At 70.2% G+C, this 18,314-nt stretch carries 17 protein-coding genes; 7 read left to right on the top strand and 10 right to left on the bottom strand.

The window, feature by feature from the left end; all coding sequences use genetic code 11:
* Nucleotides 1-6 precede the first annotated feature (6 nt).
* The gene (mtrA, locus tag CQ034_RS01305; protein WP_029261966.1) at nucleotides 7-687 is read right to left on the bottom strand and encodes an MtrAB system response regulator MtrA; all 681 of its coding nucleotides are present in this window, start codon (nucleotides 685-687) and stop codon (nucleotides 7-9) included.
* Between the two features lie 79 nt (nucleotides 688-766).
* Between mtrA and CQ034_RS01300 the strand changes: the two genes are divergently transcribed.
* Genes CQ034_RS01300 through CQ034_RS01280 form a run of 5 tightly spaced genes read left to right on the top strand, consistent with a single transcriptional unit; the run spans nucleotide 767 to nucleotide 6,289 of the window.
* Entirely contained in the window at nucleotides 767-2,173 is a 1,407-nt protein-coding gene (locus CQ034_RS01300) for a hypothetical protein (protein WP_258133925.1), read from the top strand.
* Nucleotides 2,170-2,811 carry a DUF4129 domain-containing protein gene (locus CQ034_RS01295; protein WP_105709671.1) on the top strand — a complete coding sequence of 214 codons (642 nt, stop codon included), beginning with the start codon at nucleotides 2,170-2,172 and terminating at the stop codon, nucleotides 2,809-2,811. Before CQ034_RS01300 ends, CQ034_RS01295 begins: the two co-directional genes overlap by 4 nt.
* Nucleotides 2,808-4,013, top strand: a complete 1,206-nt coding sequence (locus CQ034_RS01290) for a DUF4350 domain-containing protein (RefSeq protein WP_105709670.1) — start codon at nucleotides 2,808-2,810, stop codon at nucleotides 4,011-4,013. Before CQ034_RS01295 ends, CQ034_RS01290 begins: the two co-directional genes overlap by 4 nt.
* Before the next feature lie 44 nt (nucleotides 4,014-4,057).
* Nucleotides 4,058-4,981, top strand: a complete 924-nt coding sequence (locus tag CQ034_RS01285) for a MoxR family ATPase (protein WP_258134096.1) — start codon at nucleotides 4,058-4,060, stop codon at nucleotides 4,979-4,981.
* Nucleotides 4,982-6,289 (top strand): DUF58 domain-containing protein, encoded by a 1,308-nt coding sequence (locus CQ034_RS01280; RefSeq protein WP_105709668.1) that lies wholly within the window; start codon nucleotides 4,982-4,984, stop codon nucleotides 6,287-6,289.
* 27 nt (nucleotides 6,290-6,316) lie between these two features.
* Here the strand turns inward: CQ034_RS01280 and CQ034_RS01275 are convergent, their stop codons facing one another.
* Nucleotides 6,317-7,309 (bottom strand): stage II sporulation protein M, encoded by a 993-nt coding sequence (locus CQ034_RS01275; RefSeq protein ID WP_105709667.1) that lies wholly within the window; start codon nucleotides 7,307-7,309, stop codon nucleotides 6,317-6,319.
* Between the two features lie 16 nt (nucleotides 7,310-7,325).
* Here CQ034_RS01275 and CQ034_RS01270 point away from each other — a divergent pair, with 16 nt between their 5' ends.
* Nucleotides 7,326-8,135, top strand: a complete 810-nt coding sequence (locus CQ034_RS01270; protein WP_105709666.1) for an RDD family protein — start codon at nucleotides 7,326-7,328, stop codon at nucleotides 8,133-8,135.
* 33 nt (nucleotides 8,136-8,168) lie between these two features.
* Here the strand turns inward: CQ034_RS01270 and ahcY are convergent, their stop codons facing one another.
* The 5 genes from ahcY to CQ034_RS01245 all read right to left on the bottom strand — a co-directional run bounded on the left by ahcY (nucleotide 8,169) and on the right by CQ034_RS01245 (nucleotide 12,902).
* The gene (gene ahcY, locus CQ034_RS01265) at nucleotides 8,169-9,614 is read right to left on the bottom strand and encodes an adenosylhomocysteinase (protein ID WP_105709665.1); all 1,446 of its coding nucleotides are present in this window, start codon (nucleotides 9,612-9,614) and stop codon (nucleotides 8,169-8,171) included.
* A 42-nt stretch (nucleotides 9,615-9,656) separates the two neighbouring features.
* Nucleotides 9,657-10,871, bottom strand: a complete 1,215-nt coding sequence (locus CQ034_RS01260) for an ABC transporter permease (RefSeq protein WP_105709664.1) — start codon at nucleotides 10,869-10,871, stop codon at nucleotides 9,657-9,659.
* Nucleotides 10,868-11,671: an ABC transporter ATP-binding protein gene (locus CQ034_RS01255; RefSeq protein ID WP_105710315.1), complete on the bottom strand. Its 804-nt coding sequence runs from the start codon at nucleotides 11,669-11,671 to the stop codon at nucleotides 10,868-10,870. Before CQ034_RS01255 ends, CQ034_RS01260 begins: the two co-directional genes overlap by 4 nt.
* Nucleotides 11,668-12,594: an efflux RND transporter periplasmic adaptor subunit gene (locus CQ034_RS01250; protein ID WP_029261977.1), complete on the bottom strand. Its 927-nt coding sequence runs from the start codon at nucleotides 12,592-12,594 to the stop codon at nucleotides 11,668-11,670. Before CQ034_RS01250 ends, CQ034_RS01255 begins: the two co-directional genes overlap by 4 nt.
* Before the next feature lie 101 nt (nucleotides 12,595-12,695).
* Nucleotides 12,696-12,902: a DUF3499 family protein gene (locus CQ034_RS01245; RefSeq protein WP_029261978.1), complete on the bottom strand. Its 207-nt coding sequence runs from the start codon at nucleotides 12,900-12,902 to the stop codon at nucleotides 12,696-12,698.
* A gap of 77 nt (nucleotides 12,903-12,979) precedes the next feature.
* On the opposite strand from CQ034_RS01245, the gene CQ034_RS01240 reads away from it, so the two are divergent.
* Entirely contained in the window at nucleotides 12,980-13,408 is a 429-nt protein-coding gene (locus CQ034_RS01240) for a hypothetical protein (protein WP_231481666.1), read from the top strand.
* A 30-nt stretch (nucleotides 13,409-13,438) separates the two neighbouring features.
* Here CQ034_RS01240 and CQ034_RS01235 read toward each other — a convergent pair whose 3' ends face one another.
* The 3 genes from CQ034_RS01235 to CQ034_RS01225 form a co-directional block, all read right to left on the bottom strand.
* Nucleotides 13,439-14,821, bottom strand: a complete 1,383-nt coding sequence (locus tag CQ034_RS01235; RefSeq protein WP_105709663.1) for a DUF5719 family protein — start codon at nucleotides 14,819-14,821, stop codon at nucleotides 13,439-13,441.
* A complete protein-coding gene (locus CQ034_RS01230) occupies nucleotides 14,818-17,847 on the bottom strand; it encodes a glycosyltransferase (protein ID WP_105709662.1) in 3,030 nt (1,009 codons plus the stop codon). The genes CQ034_RS01235 and CQ034_RS01230 overlap by 4 nt, the downstream gene beginning before the upstream one ends.
* A 120-nt stretch (nucleotides 17,848-17,967) precedes the next feature.
* Nucleotides 17,968-18,288 (bottom strand): WhiB family transcriptional regulator, encoded by a 321-nt coding sequence (locus CQ034_RS01225; protein WP_081859873.1) that lies wholly within the window; start codon nucleotides 18,286-18,288, stop codon nucleotides 17,968-17,970.
* Nucleotides 18,289-18,314 lie beyond the last annotated feature (26 nt).

Here is an 18,314-nt window from a genome sequence, read left to right as displayed (position 1 = left end):
GTGCTCCTAGCCGACGCTCCCGGCACGGTAGCCGACGCCACGCACCGTCATCACGATCTTCGGGTTGTCCGGGTCGAGCTCGACCTTCGCGCGGAGGCGCTGCACGTGCACGTTCACCAGACGGGTGTCGGCCTTGTAGTGATACCCCCACACCTGCTCGAGGAGCATCTCGCGGGAGAACACCTGCTGCGGCTTGGAGGCGAGTGCGACCAGCAGCTGGAACTCCAGCGGTGTGAGCGCGATCGGCGCCGTGCCGCGACGCACCTCATGGGCGTCGACATCGACGGTGAGGTCCCCCACCCGCAGTTGCTCGCTGGTGGTCTGCGGCGTCGGACGCAGTCGGGTGCGGATCCGGGCGACGAGCTCCTTCGGGTTGAAGGGCTTGACCATGTAGTCGTCGGCGCCCACCTCGAGTCCGCGGACGACGTCCGCGGTGTCGCTGCGCGCCGTGAGCATGATGATCGGCACGCCTGATTCCGCGCGTATGCGGGTGCAGATCTCGATCCCGTCCATCCCGGGCAGCATGAGGTCGAGCAGCACGAGATCGGGCCGCTGCGAGCGCCACTCGTCGACGGCTCGCGCGCCGTCTGCGCAGAACACCGGCTCGAATCCCTCGGTGCGCAGCACGATGCCGATCATCTCGGCGAGCGCTGTGTCATCGTCGACCACGAGAATGCGTGAGGTCATAACTGTTACCTTATGGCACCGAGTCCCGCCGACCCCAGGTCTGCGCACCACGTGTGCGGTGTGACACGATGGAGCCACCATGGAGGGAGTGCCTTTGAGTGGCCAGATGTGGACGCCCGCGCCGAAGAAGGGGATCATCCCCCTTCATCCGCTGACGTTCGGGATGCTGCTGGGCAGGGCCTTCGCGGCGCTGCGACACAACCCGAAGGTGCTGTTCGGCTTCGCCGTCGTGATCCAGCTCGTCGCGACCGTCGTCACGGCGTCCGTGATGGGGGTCGTCCTGTTCACGACCTTCTCGCGCCTCGAGACCGTCTCCCCCTCCTCGCCCGACTTCGAGGCCGTGCTGGCCGGGACCATCGGCATCAACCTCATCGCCGGCCTCGGCGTCGGACTGGCCTCGATCGCCTTCACGGCCATGATGCAGGGCGTGGTCGCCGCGGAGATCGGCTACGCCGCCGTCGGGGTCAAAGCGACGCTGCGGATGCTCTGGCGCCGGATGGCGCCGGCTTTCTGGCGTCTCGCCGGTTTCGCGTCGCTTTCGGTGATCGCACTGTTCGGTGTCCTCGCGATCGTCGTGACCATCATTGCCGCGTTCGTGGCCGGTGGTGCGGGGGGAAGCGTCGAGCTCATCGGGATCGTCGTCCTCGTCGTGGTCCTCCTCGGACTCGCCGCGATCCCGCTGTCCGTCTGGCTGACGACGAAGCTGCTGCTGGTGCCGTCGATCCTCGTCCTCGAGCGCGCACGGTTCCGCGACGCCTTCGTGCGCTCCTGGCGACTCACCCGGGGCCGTTTCTGGGTCGCCTTCGGGGTCACCTTCCTCATCAGCGCCATCATGGGCGTCGCGGCGCAGGTGGTCAGCATCCCGGCCACGCTGCTGAGCAGCCTTCTCGGGTCGGTCATCGCGCCGACGGGCGCCGAAGATCCGAGCGCCATCGTCGGTTTCGTCCTCGCCTTCCTCGCACCCCAGATCCTGCTCCTCGTCATCCAGGCGATCACCCTCGTCGTGCAGAGCACCGGTTCGGCGCTCGTCTACCTCGACTGCCGGATGCGGTACGAGGGGCTGGACCAGACGCTCATCGCTTATGTCGAGCACCGTGATCTCGGGAGGGCGGACGAGGAGCTGGGCGACCCGTTCATCGTCGATCCCGCGCGAGCCGTCAGCTCGGCGCCTCCGCCCCGGCAGGTGCCGGACCACGCGCTGATGGCACAGGGCGCCTACCCGCAGCCATACCCGGGACAGTCGTATCCGCAGCAACCGCAGGCATACGCACCGCAGCCGCAGCCGTACCCCGGACAGTCTTACGGGCAGCAGCCGCACGCGCCGCAGCAGAACGGCGTGACGACGACCGCACCCGCGCCGGTCGCGGACGCACCCGGGGCGTTCCCAACGCCGCCGCCCCCTGCGGCGAGTGCCGTCACGCCTCGCCCGACGCCCGGCCCCGCTGACGGAGGCTGGGCTGCTCCCGGCAGCGACGACACGGCATGATCTCCCGGTTCGACGACCTGTTCATCCCCGACGGGGATGAGGCACGCCGATGGGCGGAAGACGAGCTCGCCAACCCGCGGTATGCGGATGCGAAGCCCACGTGGTTCGATCTGGTCGCGCGGGACATCGGCCGCTTCCTCGCCGATCTGTTCAGCTCGGAAAACGGGGCGAACATCGGCCCGTCCGCCCTCATCATCGTGACGGTCTTCATCGTGGCGGCTCTCATCGCGGCCCTCGTCATCTGGGGTCGGCCGCGCAGCTCCCGTGCCGTGCGACGTGCACGGGGCGACCTCCTCGGCGAGTCCGATGACCGCACGGCAGCGCAGCTCCGGTCCGATTCCGAGCGCAGTGCCCGTGCCGGCGACTGGAACACGGCGACGATCCTCCGCTACCGCGCGATCGCGCGCAGCCTGCTGGAACGCGATCTGATCGACCCCGCTCCCGGTGCCACCGCGCAGTCGATAGCCCGCGACGCCGCCGCCGTCTTCGCTGACGAGGCCCCGGCCCTGCGCCGCGCGGCCGTGGCGTTCGACGACGTCCGCTACCTCGGCCGCCCGGCGACGGAAGAGATCTATCAGGACCTCGCGGCAACCGACGAGCGTCTCCGCACCCGTCGGCTCGAGGCGGTGCCCGCATGACCGCAACCGAGCAGAGCGGTGTCCCGGCGACGGCCGAGCGCCGACCGCGCAGGACGAAGTCCATCGTCGGCTGGCTGATCCTCGTCGTCCTCGTCGTGCTCGTCGTCTTCGTCGCCATCCGCGTCAGTGCTGCACCGCCGGGCGAACACGGAGCTCTCGATCCCGAAGGGCGTGATGACTCCGGCGCCCTCGCCCTCGCGGAGATCCTGCGTGACCAGGGGGTCGAGGTCGACATCCACCGATCACGGGCGGAGGCACGTGCCGCCGTCGACGGGGGAACCACGCTGGTGATGGCGAACCCGTACACGCTGACCGATGGCGCCCTGGAGACGCTGATGGAACCGGCGGATCGCGTCGTCTTCCTCTCGACAAGCTCGCACCTGATGAGCGCACTGCGCATCGGCGAGAACGCCCCGGGCACACGCGCGGCCGTGACGGCAGGATGCGATGTCCCGGAGTTCGCCGAGGTCGGCACGATCCGGGCCGATCGACTCTTCGCGCCCGCCGCCGAAGTTGAGGGGTGCTTCGGCGATGCCGACGGCGCCGCCGTGCTCATCGACGACCGCGGCGGTGACCGCGTCGCCGTCGTCGAGGGCACCAGGCTCTTCAGCAACGCGTACCTGGCGGAGAACGGCAACGCCGCCCTGGCGCTCGCGCTGCTCGGGCAGACCGAGCGGGTCGTCTGGTATGTCCCGAGCTTCAGTGACTCCGACATCGAGGGCAAGTCGGTCGACACGCTGGGGAGCCTCACACCGCCCTGGGTCACTCCGGCGATCCTCCTGCTGCTGCTCGCCGGGGTCGCCGCGTCGATCTGGCGCGGTCAGCGTTTCGGGCCCCTGGTCGCCGAGACCTTGCCGGTGACGGTGCGCGCGTCCGAGACGATGCACGGTCGTGCACGCCTCACGGCCAGAGCGGCCGACGCCGCGCACGCTGCAGAGGCCCTTCGCGACGGCGCGCAGCGGCGCCTCGCCCGCCGACTGGGCCTGGCCGTGCATGCCGGCGCAGACGAGGTCGCCGACGCCGCGTCCGACCGGCTCCGGATCCCTCGGGGAACACTGCAGACGCTGCTGGCGGGACCTCTTCCCACCGACGACGCCGCCCTGGTCGACCTCGCTCGGCGTCTCGATGAGCTCGAGGCGGCCGTGGAGACCAGCACCCGCCGACCGACCATCCATCCCACAGAAGCCGAGGGAACCACGTGACCGTTGAGAACCACTCCACCGACGACGCCGCGCTTCGTCAGGCCATGCACCGGGTGCGCACCGAGGTCGATAAGGCGGTCATCGGCCAGGCCGGCACCGTCACCGGCCTCCTCGTCTCGCTGCTCGCACGCGGCCATGTGCTCCTGGAAGGAGTGCCCGGCGTCGCCAAGACGTTGGTGGTCCGCTCGTTCGCCCGCGCCCTCGGCCTCGACACGAAACGCGTGCAGTTCACGCCGGACCTGATGCCGGGCGACGTCACGGGTTCCCTCGTGTACGACGCACGCACGGGTGAGTTCGACTTCCGTGCCGGCCCGGTCTTCACGAACATCCTGCTCGCGGACGAGATCAACCGGACGCCGCCGAAGACGCAGGCCGCCCTCCTCGAAGCCATGGAGGAGCGCCAGGTTTCGGCCGACGGCATCAGCCGCTCGCTGCCCGACCCCTTCCTCGTCGCCGCGACGCAGAACCCGATCGAACACGAGGGCACGTACTCACTGCCGGAAGCGCAGTTGGATCGCTTCCTGATGAAGCTCGTCGTCGGTATGCCGGAACGCAATGCCGAGGTGTCGGTGCTCCGCCGGCACGCCGAGGGCTTCTCCCCGCGTGAGCTGACCGGCGTCGAGGCCGTGGTCTCTGCGGACGAGATCCGCGCGGCGCAGCAGGCAGCCGCCTCGGTGGACGTCACCGACGACGTGCTCGGCTACGTCGTCGATCTGGCGCGAGCGACGAGGCAGTCCCCCTCCGTGGAACTCGGTGCCAGCCCGCGTGCGTCGACCGGCCTCCTCGCCGCGGCCAAGGCCTGGGCGTGGTTGAACGCCTCCACCGCGGTGACCCCCGATCATGTGCAGACGATGCTGGTGCCCGTATGGCGGCACCGGCTCCAGCTGCGGCCCGACGCGCAGATGGAGGGCGTCTCCGCGGACGCGGTGCTCACCTCGGTGGTGCAGCAGACCAGGGTACCGATCTAGGTGTTCATCACCGGTCGTCTCGCCGTCGCTCTCGCCGTCGGCATCGTCCCGCTGGTCCTCGCCGGGCTCGCGGGTTACCCGGCGTACGCGGTGCTGGGCGCCTGGATCGGCCTGTGCATCCTGCTGGTGGTCGTGGACGTCTCTCTCGCCGCCAGCGCCCGGTCGGTGACCGTGAGTCGCCGCGTGCCGAAGCGCGCCCGACTCGGCGAACAGGTCCCGGTGAGTGTCGCCGTGAACAACCACGGCACCAGGGCGCTGCACGCAGTGCTCCGCGACGCCTGGCAGCCCACGGCCGGTGCTCCCGCGGAGAGACAGCAGCTGCAGGTCGCCCCGGGCGAGCGAGGCCGCGTCGCCATCCCCCTCACCCCCCGCCGACGCGGCGAACTGGTGAGCGAGTTCGTGATGATCCGCTCCCGCGGGCCCCTCGGCCTCGCCGGTCGGCAGGCACGGCATCCGGTCCGCGGCGCGATCCGGGTGCTTCCCGCCTTCACCTCGCGAAAGCACCTGCCCTCGCGCCTGGCGCGACTGCGCGAGCTGGACGGCAACACGAGCATCCAGGTCCGCGGCCAGGGAACCGAATTCGACTCGTTGCGCGAGTACGTCCGGGGCGACGACGTGCGTTCGATCGACTGGCGCGCGACCGCCCGCGCCGGCACCACGATGCTGCGCACCTGGCGCCCCGAACGCGACCGGCATGTCGTCATCATCATCGACACCGGTCGGACGGCGGCCGCACGCGTCGGCGACGGCACCCGCGTCGACGCCGCTCTGGAAGCGGCGCTGCTGCTGGCTGCACTCGCCGCTCGCGCGGGTGACCACGTGCATCTGCTGATGTACGACCGCGTGGTGCGCGGCCGGGTCACCGGCGTGGACGGCGCGGCACTCCTGCCGGCGATGAGCGACGCCATGGCGCCCGTGGACGCGCGCCTGGTGGACACGGACTGGCACGGTGCCTTCGCCGCCGTGCGCACGCTCACCACGCGGCCTTCTCTGATCGTCGTGCTGACCGCGCAGGACGCGGCAGAATCCGCTCGAGGGTTCCTCGGCGCCTTCCCGAACGCGTCACGTGCGACCACCGTGCTCGTCGGATCGGTCACCGATGACGGCATCGCTGCGCTGGCGCGCGAACGCGGTTCCCGCGAAGAGGTCTATCTCGCTGCCGCGGCGGAGCGGACGCTTCGTGACGCCGAGAACGTCGCGGATGCGATCCGCAGAGCCGGTGGCGAGGCGATCGCCGCCGACCCGGAACAGCTTCCGCCCCGCATCGCCGACCGCTACCTGGAGCTGAAGGCGGCGGGCCGGCTCTGACGACTGCTGTCCTCGACCCGTCCGCGGTCAGCCGGCGATGAGGCGCGGCGTCCCGGCTTCGTACTCGACGAGGTCGCCCGTCTCGCCCCGTCGATGCGCGCGGCCGCCGACGACGAGCATGTAGATGAGGAACACGGCCAGGGCGGCAGCGCCGATGCCGATCTTCACCGGCCACGGCAGCCCCCAACCGGTGACGAAACCCTCGACGAGTCCGGCGAGGAACAGGGCGAACACGAGGCCGAGAGCGACCGTCGCGAGTGAGCGCCCCTCTTCGGCCAGCGCTTCCCCACGGGTACGGTGCCCCGGAGCCACCCAGGCCCAGAACACGTGCAGACCGGCGGCCGCTGCGACGAAGATGCAGGTCATCTCGAGCATGCCGTGCGGAAGGATGTAGAGCACCATCAGATCGGCCTTGTCGTGCGCAGCCATCACCGCGCCCGACGTACCGAGGCCCATGGCGTTCTGCACGAGCATGTACACCGGCCAGATCCCCGTGACGCCGAAGAGCACGCACTGCATGGCGATCCAGGCATTGTTCGTCCAGACCATGCCCATGAACTCGGCAGCGGGGTTCTCGGTGTAGTAACCGGTGAAGCTCTCATCGGCATACTGTTCGAGCTGGTCGGGTGGGCCGAGCGTCGCGATGAGGGCCGGGTCGCTCGCGATCCACGCCGCTGTGCCGACCGCGACGGCGATGAAAGCGAGAGCGATGACCAGTGTCGTCCACCGCAACCGGTACAGGGCGGCCGGAAGCTGCAGACGGAAGAACCGCGCGGTCTGGGTCAGGATGCTGTCGGAGGCTCCGGTGAGGCGCAGCCGGGCGCGGACCAGGATCGTGGAGAGGTAGGCACCCTGCGGAGAGTCGCCGACCGACGTCTTCAGCTCGGCGAGATCTGCAGAGGCGGCGCGGTACCGCACGATCAGTTCGTCCACCCCGGCGCCGTCGAGCCGGGCGCGGCTGAGTTCCTCGAGCCGTTCCCATTCCGCACGGCGAGCATCGGTCAGCGCATCGGCATCCACCTGATTTACTGTACTCATGTCCGTCCCGATCGACGTCTCCGACGAGGTGCTCTCCGGCGAGGCCGTCGCGATCGACGTGCAGCCGGTCGGCTTCCTCCTCCGCGCGCTGGGCGCCGCGATCGACATGCTCCTCGGATATGCGGTGTTCATCCTCTGGCTCTTCCTGCGCATCTGGCTGCTCGATGCCGGGGTGCTCAGCGATGCCACCGACCGCATCGCCACGGTCGCGGCGATCGTCGTGAGCTTCGTGGTGCTGCCCATCACGATGGAGGTCGCCCTGAAGGGCCGCAGCCTCGGCAAGCTCGCCGTCGGAGGGCGGATCGTCCGCGTGGACGGCGGTGCGGCCGGGTTCCGGCACGCGTTCATCCGGGCGCTTCTCGGAGTGCTGGAGATCTACATGACCTTCGGCGGCATCGCGGTGCTCACGGGTGCCTTCACGGCGCGATCGCAGCGTCTGGGCGACCTGGTCGCCGGCACCTACAGCCAGCGCGTCCGCACGCCCGCACTCCCCTCCCACATCCCGGTGCTGCCCCCTGCCCTCGATGGCTGGGCGCAGATCGCCGATGTGGCGCGCATGCCCGACCGGCTCGCACGCCGGATCTCGCAGTTCCTCGTGAGCGCGCCGCGGATGGTCCCCGCCGCTCGAGCGCGGGTGGCGCACGACCTGCTCGCCGAGGCCACACCCTTCGTCTCCCCGATGCCTTCCGCGCCGCCGGAACACGTACTGGTGGGCATCACGGTGCTCCGCCGGGAGCGGGAGCGACGCGCGCTGGAGAACGCCGACCATCGAGCCGAGCGACTCACCGGCCGGCGCGTCGGCGTCTGATCCGGCTGGCGGGATGCTCAGTCTCGCGATCGCTCAGTAGCGGTAGTGCTCGAGCTTGTACGGTCCGTCCACCGGAACACCGATGTACGCCGCCTGCTCGTCGCTGAGAGTCGTGAGCTGCACTCCCAGTGCGTCGAGGTGGAGGCGTGCGACCTTCTCGTCGAGCGCCTTCGGCAGGACGTACACGCCCGTGGGGTAGGCGGCGATGTTCGTGTAGAGCTCCAGCTGGGCGAGCACCTGGTTGGTGAATGAGGCGCTCATGACGAACGACGGATGCCCCGTGGCGTTGCCGAGGTTCATCAGTCGCCCCTCGCTGAGCACCAGGACGCTGCGTCCGCTCGGCAGACGCCACTCGTGCACCTGCGGCTTGATCTCGATCTTCTCGACGCCCTCGATGGCTTCGAGGCCCGCCATGTCGATCTCGTTGTCGAAGTGGCCGACGTTCGCGACGATCGCGAGGTGCTTCAGCGCCTGGAGATGCTCGGTCGTGACGACATCGCGGTTGCCGGTGCCGGTCACCACGATGTCGACCTCGCCGGCGACGTCGATCAGGCGTGCCACCTGGAAACCGTCCATCGCCGCCTGCAGCGCGCAGATCGGGTCGACCTCGCTGACGATCACCCGGGCGCCCTGTCCGCGGAGCGCCTCGGCTGCACCCTTGCCCACGTCGCCGTACCCGCACACGAAGGCGATCTTGCCACCCATGAGCACGTCGGTGGCGCGGTTCAGCCCATCCGGGAGCGAGTGACGGATACCGTACTTGTTGTCGAACTTGCTCTTGGTCACCGAGTCGTTGACGTTGATGGCAGGGAAGAGCAGTTCCCCGGAGGCGGCGAGCTCATAGAGACGATGCACGCCGGTGGTGGTCTCCTCCGTCACCCCGATGAGTCCGGCCGCGAGCTTCGTCCAGCGATCGGTCGACGACGCGAGCGACCCGCGCAGCAGCTCGAGGATGACCGAGAACTCGTGCGAGTCGGATTCCGTCGTCGCCGGGACCGCGCCCGCCTTCTCGAACTCGACGCCCTTGTGCACGAGCAGCGTGGCGTCGCCGCCGTCGTCGAGGATGAGGTTCGGACCGTCGAATCCCGTCGACGACCAGTCGAAGATGCGCTCGGTGCACGCCCAGTACTCCTCGAGCGTCTCCCCCTTCCAGGCGAAGACCGGCACGCCCGCCGGGGCGTCGACCGTACCGCCCGGGCCGACCACGACGGCGGCGGCCGCTTCGTCCTGAGTGGAGAAGATGTTGCAGCTCGCCCACCGCACCTCCGCCCCGAGCGCCACGAGCGTCTCGATGAGCACCGCCGTCTGCACCGTCATGTGCAGCGAGCCGGCGATCCTGGCGCCCTTCAGCGGCTGCGCCGCACCGAACTCCTCCCGGAGGGACATCAATCCCGGCATCTCGTTCTCGGCGAGGCGCAGCTGGTGACGGCCGGCTTCGGCGAGGGACAGGTCGGCGACGCGGTACTCGAGCTCAGGCATCCTCACATTCTTCCACCCGACGCCGCCCGCCCGGTGTGTGCGTCAGAAGCGGATCGCGTCGATCACCTTCACCCGCAGTGCGACGAGTGCGGGGATGAAACCCGACACCGCGCCGACGATCACCGAGGCGACGAGTCCGATGAGTGCAGCCCGCATCGGGAACGGCGGCACGTCCTGGATGCCGTAGAACATCGAGGTGACGATCCAGTCCGAGCGCAGCACCGCGACGACGATCGCGATCCCGATCACTCCGGCGACCGTCGTGGCGACGAGACTCTCCAGGAACACGGCGAAGAACACCCGCCCTGAACTGGCGCCGAAAGCACGTCGGACCCCGATCTCACGCACGCGCTGGCGCATCGCGACCAGCTGGATGTTGATCAGGCTCAGGGCCCCGAGCGCGAGGATCAGGGCGGCGATTCCGCCCGTGATCATCTCGAACGTGGCCTGCGCATCCATGGCGCCCGATTGAGCCGCCCAGTCGGTGCGGCTCACCGAGACCGTCTGCCCCTCCGGCAGCCCTGCGCGCAGATCCATCGCGAGCACCGGTCCGATCTGGTCAGCCTGCTGAGCGCCCACCCAGATCTCGTACTGGGTCGTCGCATCCGGCGGCAGGGCGTCCACGCGAGAGCGATACGCATCGTAGAGCAGGTCGACCCGCAGCTCCTCGTCACCGAAGCCCTGCCGCGGGACGATGCCGATCACCTGATAGGTGCCCCCGGCCGGACCATCGAACACGACGGTCGGATGCTGCGTCAGGGGCACGCGTCCCAGACGCTCCCACAGCGCCTCGGTGATGACCACCGGCGGGGCCAGGGCCTCCAGATCGGAGTCGAGGAACCAGCGCCCCTCGAGAAGCTGCTCGCGGTGGATCTGCGAGTAGGCGGGATCCATGATGCGCGCGGGGACCGGGGTGACCCCCTCCGGCAGCTGCGCGTCCAGCATGACCCCCTGCGCGATGCGCGCCGTATGGCTGAAACCGAATCGCTCGGAGACTCGGCTGAAGCGGGCGTCGAAGTCATCGGCGTCCACGGGGGTGCCGTCGGCAGTGCTCGCGGCCACGACGATCGTGGCCGCGCGCCCTCCCCAGCGGTCGGACTGCTCCGCCTGGAACTGTCGCTGATACTCCGAGATCGCCACGACCGCGGTGAGCGCTCCGACGGATACAGCGATGCCGATCAGACTGAGCAGCACACGGAGCTTGTGCACCCGGATCTCGGCCCACGCATCGGAGAGCGCGCCGAGGAAGCCGGTCACGACACGACCTCGGATGCGGGCGCCACGGTCACGGGCGGTGCCGGCGCCACGGTCACGGGCGGTGCCGGAGCGGAGGGCACGGAAGCCGCGAGGGTCGAGGCTTCGAACGCGCGACTGAGGTCCGCGGTCTCCAGGCGTCCGGCATCCAGGCGGTAGTGCCGGCGCGCGCGTGCCGCGACGTGGAGGTCGTGCGTGATGGTGACCAGCGCGGCGTCCGTCTCGGTGGCGACCTCGTCGAGGAGCGACATGACGGATGCGCCGGTGTCGATGTCGAGCGCGCCCGTCGGCTCGTCCGCGAGGATCAGCACGGGCCTGCGCACCAGTGCCCTGGCGATCGCGACCCGCTGCTGCTCACCGCCGGAGAGCTTGTCGGCGATCTGCCCGACCCTGTGCCCGAGTCCCACCCGCTCGAGCATGTCCGCGGCGATCTGCCGACGGTTCCAGAAAACCTTCCCCTTCGCGTGGCCGAGGGGCATCATCACGTTGTCGAGTGCGGTGCGCCCCGGCAGCAGGTTGAACTGCTGGAAGACGAAGCCGACGTTGTCGCCGCGCAGCCGGTCCAGACGCCCCGACCGCATGCGACGAACCTCCCGTCCCTCGAACGACACCGAGCCCGACGTCGGCGAGTCCAGCATCCCGAGGATGTTGAGCAGCGTCGACTTGCCGGAGCCGGAGCGGCCGACGATCGACACATGGTCACCGGCGCCGACCTCGAGCGTGATGCCGCGGAGGATCTCGAGCCGCGAATCGTCTGCCAGGAGGACGCTCTTGGTGACGTCCTCCAGAGCGACCAGACTCACCAGCTCATCCCGCTGTCGCACTGCTCCACGCCCGGCGAGACCTCGTAGCAGAACTCCTCGACGGGGGCGACGAAGCCCGGCACGAACTGACGGATGCTCTCGCCCTCCTCCAGCCCCTCGGTGACCTCGACGATCGTCCCGTCGTTCACACCGAGCTTCACCGCGCGCTCCTCGGGTTCTGCCCCGTCGGCCGCATCGACCCACACGTTCCCGGAGCCCGCGCCGCCCTGGACGGCGGTGACCGGGATCACGAGCGCGTCCTCGACCTGGCCGAGGGCCAGGTCCATCGTCGCGGGGAGTCCGGCGAACACGGTCTGACCGGCGGGGATGGCGCAGCGCACGCTCGCGGTGCCCTCTGCCGTCACCTGCACACGGACGCCGGTGCAGGCGAACGGTGCCGGACCACCCGTGATGGTGACCGTGCCCTCGGTCGGCGCGTTGACGAGGCGGTACAGCTGCACAGGGTCGACGGTCGCGAGGAGGTGGTAGCGCGCGGGGGTGAGACTGAAGATCTCGGTGCCCACCGAGGTCGGCTGCCCCTTCACGAGCGCGATCTCGGACACGTCGCCGGCCTCGGGCGCGAGCACATCGATGTCCTTGCGGGGATCTTCCTGACGGATGGTGAACAGCTTCTGGCCGGCCGACACCGCGGCGCCCTCACTCACGTGGACGGCGGTGACCGTGCCGTCGATCTCGCTGCGAACCGCGAAGATCTCATCGCGCGCGACGTTGCCGGTCAGGCTCAGCGCATTCACGACGGATCCGCGCTCCACCGCCACGATCGGGTCGGTGATCGTCGCTTCCGGGCTGACCATGCTCTCGGCTCGGTCAGGGAAGAAAGCGATCTTGACGAGTGCTGCGGCGCACGCGCCGATGACCACGACGAGAAGCAGGGGGAAGATCCAGCGACGCCAGACGATCACGAGTGCCTTTCCGGCAGCGCCGCCCTGGCACGCCTGGAGTCAGCGTACCCAAAAAATGATTTCCGGGTATAGCGAAGGTGACCGCGTGTCGGGGGCCTTCCTCAGGCCCGAAGCGCCTCGTGCCGCACGACGAGCCAGCCCGCGGGCACCGAGAGCCGATCGGCGTGCGGGGAGCACAGATCATGCGCCTGCGGGTCGTTCGCGGCGCCGAGCGGACCGAGCGCCGCCATCTTGTCCCCATAGTCGTAAGTGAGGGTGGCCACGGCTTCTCGCGCGCAGCCGACCTTCGAGCACAGTCGTCCGTCCATCTCCGCCAGCGTACGGTCGCGCGCATCCGAGCCGGGGATGCCGCGCCGCACACGTCGGCACGGCCTAGACTTTCGACATGCCCCGTCGCCGCACCGCTCACGCCCCCGCCGCACCACGGCGCGGCGCGCGACACGGCCGCCACGGGCGTCTGGGTCGCAGCGAAGTCGTGCGCCCGCCGCTTGCGCCGCTCGACGGCCGTCTCGATCGCTTCGACCTGACCGTGGGCACTGCCGTTGAGTTCCTACGCGGGACGTGGCCAGAGCTGCAGGACGTCAGGTTCGAGATCGGGGCGATTCCCGCATTCGACGCTGCCGATGCGGTACCGCGCTGGTACCTCGATCGGGAGAATCGGCGCATCGTGCTGTTCCGGCTGCCCATCGAGCGGCTCCTGCCCCCGGGGCACGACGACGCTCCGCACCGCCGGATGGCGATCGAGAGCGCCGTGTTCCGGGCCGCCGCGGAGTACGTCGGCCGTGAGCCGTGGGACCTCGGCCACGAGCACTGAGCTCGCGGGGTCTTCACCCCCGGGAACTGATCAGGGGTAGACCGCGATCGCCTTCTCGACACCGGCACTCGGCTGCACCGGCAGCACGGCGAGCGCGCCCGGAGCGGTGAGCGCGACCGCGGCGTGCACCGGGCCCGTCGACTGCATCCGATAGGTCGCACCGGGCTCGACATCGATCCCGGCCGTCGCGCCTGCGGCTATCAGGACTTCGTGGGATGCTCCGCCGTCGAGCGGCTCGATCGTCACCGTGGCGTCCTCATCCGACGAGTTCGCCAGCTGGAGTCGGCCCGGCGGACCCGACGGCACCGCGAACACCACCTCGCCGTCGACCTCCGGTGCCGGGGTGACCCACGCGAAGTCGGCATCACGGCCGAAGCCGTCCTGCTGGCGCAGCGCGGCCACGACCGGTGCCTCCGAATCGACCTCGACGGTGTAACGGCCGGGTTCGAGACCGCTGAGCGAAACCTGAGCGGGGAGATCGGGTTCGAGCGGAACCGTGAACTCGTCCGCTGCAGAACCGGCACCCTCCGCGACGACCCGGACCTGAACACGTGCGTCCGCGCCGGGCGAGAGCAGGCGCAGAACCGCCATCTCGTCGTCGTCCCCGTCAGAGGCGAACACCTCCACTCCGGTGAGCACCAGCTTCTGCTGCGCGCCGGGCACCGCGTCCTGCAGGTCCATGCCGGCGGGGTCGAGCACCTGGGTGAGCGACGACTGCAGCACCGCACGGACCGGAGCCCCGGTCGCATCGACGCGGACGACGGGCGCGGTGTCGCCGGCGGCGATCGACGTGAGCGGCAGCGCGGTCTGCGTGCGCGCGGGCACGATGACCGTGCGTGCGCTTCTGGTCTCGCCGTAGACCGACAGCGTCACGGTCGAGGGGACCTCCGCGGCATTGGTCAGGGTGACGATGTCCTCGGTGCCGGTGGCGGTGCTCCCGCCGACGAGCCAGGAACTCAGTCGGGGAACTCCACAGGCGGCGGCCGCGAATCCGGAGAGGTCGTCCGTGGCGAGAGTGATCGACTCCGCGGCGGCGATCAACGGTGCTGAGCGTCCTTCGACAGCGCCCGTGAGAACGCGCACCTCGCCCGCGTCGGGAAGATCCTGCACCGTCAGACCCGCCGAGGACGGATCGCCCGACGTTCCGCCAGCCGTAAGGGTCGGCGACCCCGCAGAGCTCAGCGCCAGCGGATCCATGGCGTCCCGTCCGAGCGCGCGCAGGTCGCCGTTGCACACCAGGACGCTGTCTCCGGGGAGCGGCGTGACGTCGACGCGGGCGGCATCATGCCGGAAGACCGGCCACGGTGCGTGGACCGCGGCGACGATCCCGACGACGCAGGCGGCGATGACGGCGACTCCGGTGGCGAGGCGAGCACCCGTCGCGGCGACCTTGAATGCACGCGAACCACTCATCGGTCCCCCTCCCCTGTCGTCTCGGCTCTCTCGTCGTCGCTCCCGTCGGATTCCGCGTCGACGGATTCCGAAGGGTCCTGGGCGATGGGATCGGGCTCGGCGATCGGAACCAGCGCCTCGTCGTTCAGCGCGGCCTCGTCCTGCGGCTCCTCGATCGCTCCGACCGGCGTCTGCTCCTCGAGCGAGACCTGGTCCTCCGCGTGCCGAGGCAGGATCATCGGCTCATCCGGCGCGCGGCCGACGATGCGGGATTGCGCTCGCGCCGCGCGACGCGAAGCCCTGGTCGGGATCGACAGCAGCAGCGCCACGAGGACGGCCAGCAGCTGGATCGTCAACACGAGGCGAGCGGTTCCCTCCTGAGCGGAAGTCAGTGTCGGTGGCGCAGCGATCTCGGCCTCCAGACGCCAGAGCACTCCGCGATCGCTCTCGCCTGCATGGACCAGGCCGGCACGCTGATCGATCGAGGCGACGGCCGCGGTGCGCAGAGCGCGAGCCTTGTCTCCTTCGCTCCCGGACAGCTCCGAGAGCAGCACGTAGCTGATCCCCTTCGCAGCCAGCTCGCCCGGAGCATCGAAGTCGCGGGCGGAGAGGAGATCGACGGCGAGCGTCGCGATGTCGTCCCCCTGCGGCTCGACGGCGGTCGAGACCATCGTGGTCTGGGATCCGAGAGTCTCGCTCGCCCCCCAGACCACCTCGACCGCGAGTCCTCCGTCGTTCTGCGGAGTCATCACGAGCGTCGCGAGCGGACGGTCCCCGGCGGCTTGGGCGGCGACGTAGGCGGGCAGCGTCGATTCGGGGCCGTTCGTGAGGACCGACCGACCCAGGTGGAGGGCGCTGAGCGCCGGTACGGCACAGATTCCGAGCGCCACCGCTGCGACGACGGCGGAGAGGACCCGCAGCCTCGGAAGCGTGATGGCGGTGTCCAGCGTGACGAGCGCGGCCCCCACGACCCCGACCCAGGCCAGGCTGAGCCCTGCGCCGGGCCAGATCGCCACTCCGGTGCCCTGCGCGAAGCTCACCGTGATGCCGACGGCGAGGAACGCCGTCGCGAGGCCTGCCAGAGCGACGACGAGCAGTGTGATGCCCGCGCGCCACCGGGGGGCGACGGCCGCGCCGAGTGCGAGCAGGGCCATCGGCGCACACAGCACCGGAGCCCACGCAGCGATCGGCGCGGGAACGAACCACGACCACCCCGCGAGGTCCATGGTGGGGAATCCGGTGGCGAGCGCCAGCCGACCCGCGGCGTCGGCGGCCGCCTGTGGTCCCGCCCACACCAGTCCGGGATCGCCCAGGATCGCCAACGGCGTCCCGTGTGCGACCTGCCAGAAGACGAGTGGAGCGAACAGTGCGGCCGTCGGCACGAGCAGCCACAGCAGACGTCCGGCCCCACGGAACTGCGCGGTGCCGAGCACGATACCCACCGCCACGACCCACAGCAGCGCGAGTGCGGGCGCCAACGACGGAGCACAGGCGATCACGGCGGCGAGCAGGAGGGAGGCGCTTCCGGCCGCACCCCAGGAGCGGTGCGCCACCACGGCGGAATGGAAGAGCCATGGCAGCAGGAGGTGCACCAGCACGGCGCTCGGGCGGCCGTCGACGAGCGCAGTGAGGAAGGTGGGCGCCAGCGCCCACGCGACACCGGCGAAGATACGAAGCCCCGACCGGTCGGTCACTCGCGTCGCAGCGAACCAGCCTCCGAGGACGGCGAGCGGAAGCGCGAGAATCCACAGCAGCACCATCACGAACGACGGTCCGGCCGGCCACAGAGAGCCGAGCACAGCCACGACCGCGGCGAACGGGTCTGCCGGGCCGACGAGGCCGATCCCCGTGCCGCGAGCGCCCCACGCCGCATCGCTCCAGAGCGCCGAGACGGTCTGACGCAGCGGCAGGAGCGCGCCGCCGCCGAGGGCCGGCCACGCGAGCAGGGTCGTGAAGGAGGCGATGCTCACGACGAGCGCCGCGAGCACGGCCCAGGCACCGCCGCCGGAGAAGAAACGGAGTTCGCTGACGGCACCGCCTTCACTGCCATGCCCGTCATCGAGACGCCGGCGCAGATCGGACGACGTCACCCGCAACGGCGCGATGCTCGCCCAGGTGGAAGAGCGGAAGGCGCGGATGCGCGAGCGGGACCGCGCGACCGCACCGACGCGCAGCATCGCGGTGAGGGCCGCCCCCCACTCGGGGAGCACCGCTTCCGGCCGCTTGCCGACGAGATGCGTGATGGAGCGCCACAGCGCGAGCGGGAGCAGACTGAGCCAGTGCAGCGGCACCGCGCCCGCCGGGGCGTATGCGAGTCGCCGGTGCAACTGCGCCAGCCGGGTGACGTAGGCGCGACGGGATCGGCCGGAGGGCAGCGCGGCGGGACCGCCCGGCGCCGCGGAGACCCGCGCACTCGGTGAGAGCACGAGCCGACCGCCGCCCAGGCGCGCACGGACGCCCAGATCGAGGCCTTCGTCGGCGCCGGCGAGCGCGGGATCGGGTCGCAGCGCGTCGCGGACCTCTCCGCGGATGAGGACGCCGCGCACGTCGGAACCGAGCGCGTCGTCCATGCGGTCGTGCTGTCCCTGGTCGAGTTCCCCTGCCGCGAGTTCGACCGAGCGACCGAACGTCGTCATGCTGACACCGAGTGAGACGATCTCCCGATCGTTGTCGGTCGCGACGAGCTTGGGCGCGACGATCGCCGCGGAGGGCGAACGCTCGAGCGTTCCCCGGAGCCGCTCCAGCGCCCGCGGATGCGGAGCCGTGTCCTGCGCGAGCAGCCAGATCGCGGAGCCTGCGTTCACACGGGGACGCGCGAGCTCCACCGCCTCAGCGAACGAGGTCGTCGTGCGAGCTTCGATGATCCCCTCGACGACGGCCGCGACGGCTTCGCTCTCGCGCAGGGAAGATGCATCGCCGCACATGACGAGCGTCACCGCCTCGGCGGGCGAGGTCTGGGAGCGAACGGCTTCGAGAGTGCGGAGGAGTTGCGCGCGGGACGAGGATCCGGGGCGCGCGACGATGATTGCGTGAACTCGGGCTGGCATGACGTCGTCAGCCTATGCGTGTCAAGACCTGCCCTGGAGCAGTGGACGCGGCGCGCCTGCGAAGCGATGCGGCCGCAGCCCGCGGCGACCGGCTCAGCCGATCAGCTGGCGCGACGCCGATCAGCTGGCGCGACGCTTGAGCTTGCGGCGCTCGCGCTCGGAGAGTCCGCCCCAGATGCCGAAGCGCTCATCGTTGTTGAGCGCGTATTCGAGGCATTCGCCACGCACGTCGCAGGTGGTGCAGATCCGCTTGGCGTCTCTGGTCGATCCGCCCTTCTCCGGGAAGAAGGCCTCAGGATCCGTCTGCGAGCAGAGGGCGTCGGCCTGCCAGGCGAGGGCGTTGTCGTCGTCGGCGGCGTCCGTGCGTCGCACCCCGGGAACACCGAGGTTGATCGGATCGACGAACCAATTCTCCGGTACGTCGGAACGGTATCCCGTCATCTCGATCTCCAACCCTGTCTCCGCCC

Source organism: Microbacterium sp. MYb45, from assembly GCF_002979655.1.
In the GTDB taxonomy this organism is placed as follows: Bacteria; Actinomycetota; Actinomycetes; order Actinomycetales; family Microbacteriaceae; genus Microbacterium.
The sequence above is the reverse complement of the archived record's forward strand: the minus strand, read 5'-3'. Positions and strand labels throughout refer to the sequence as shown.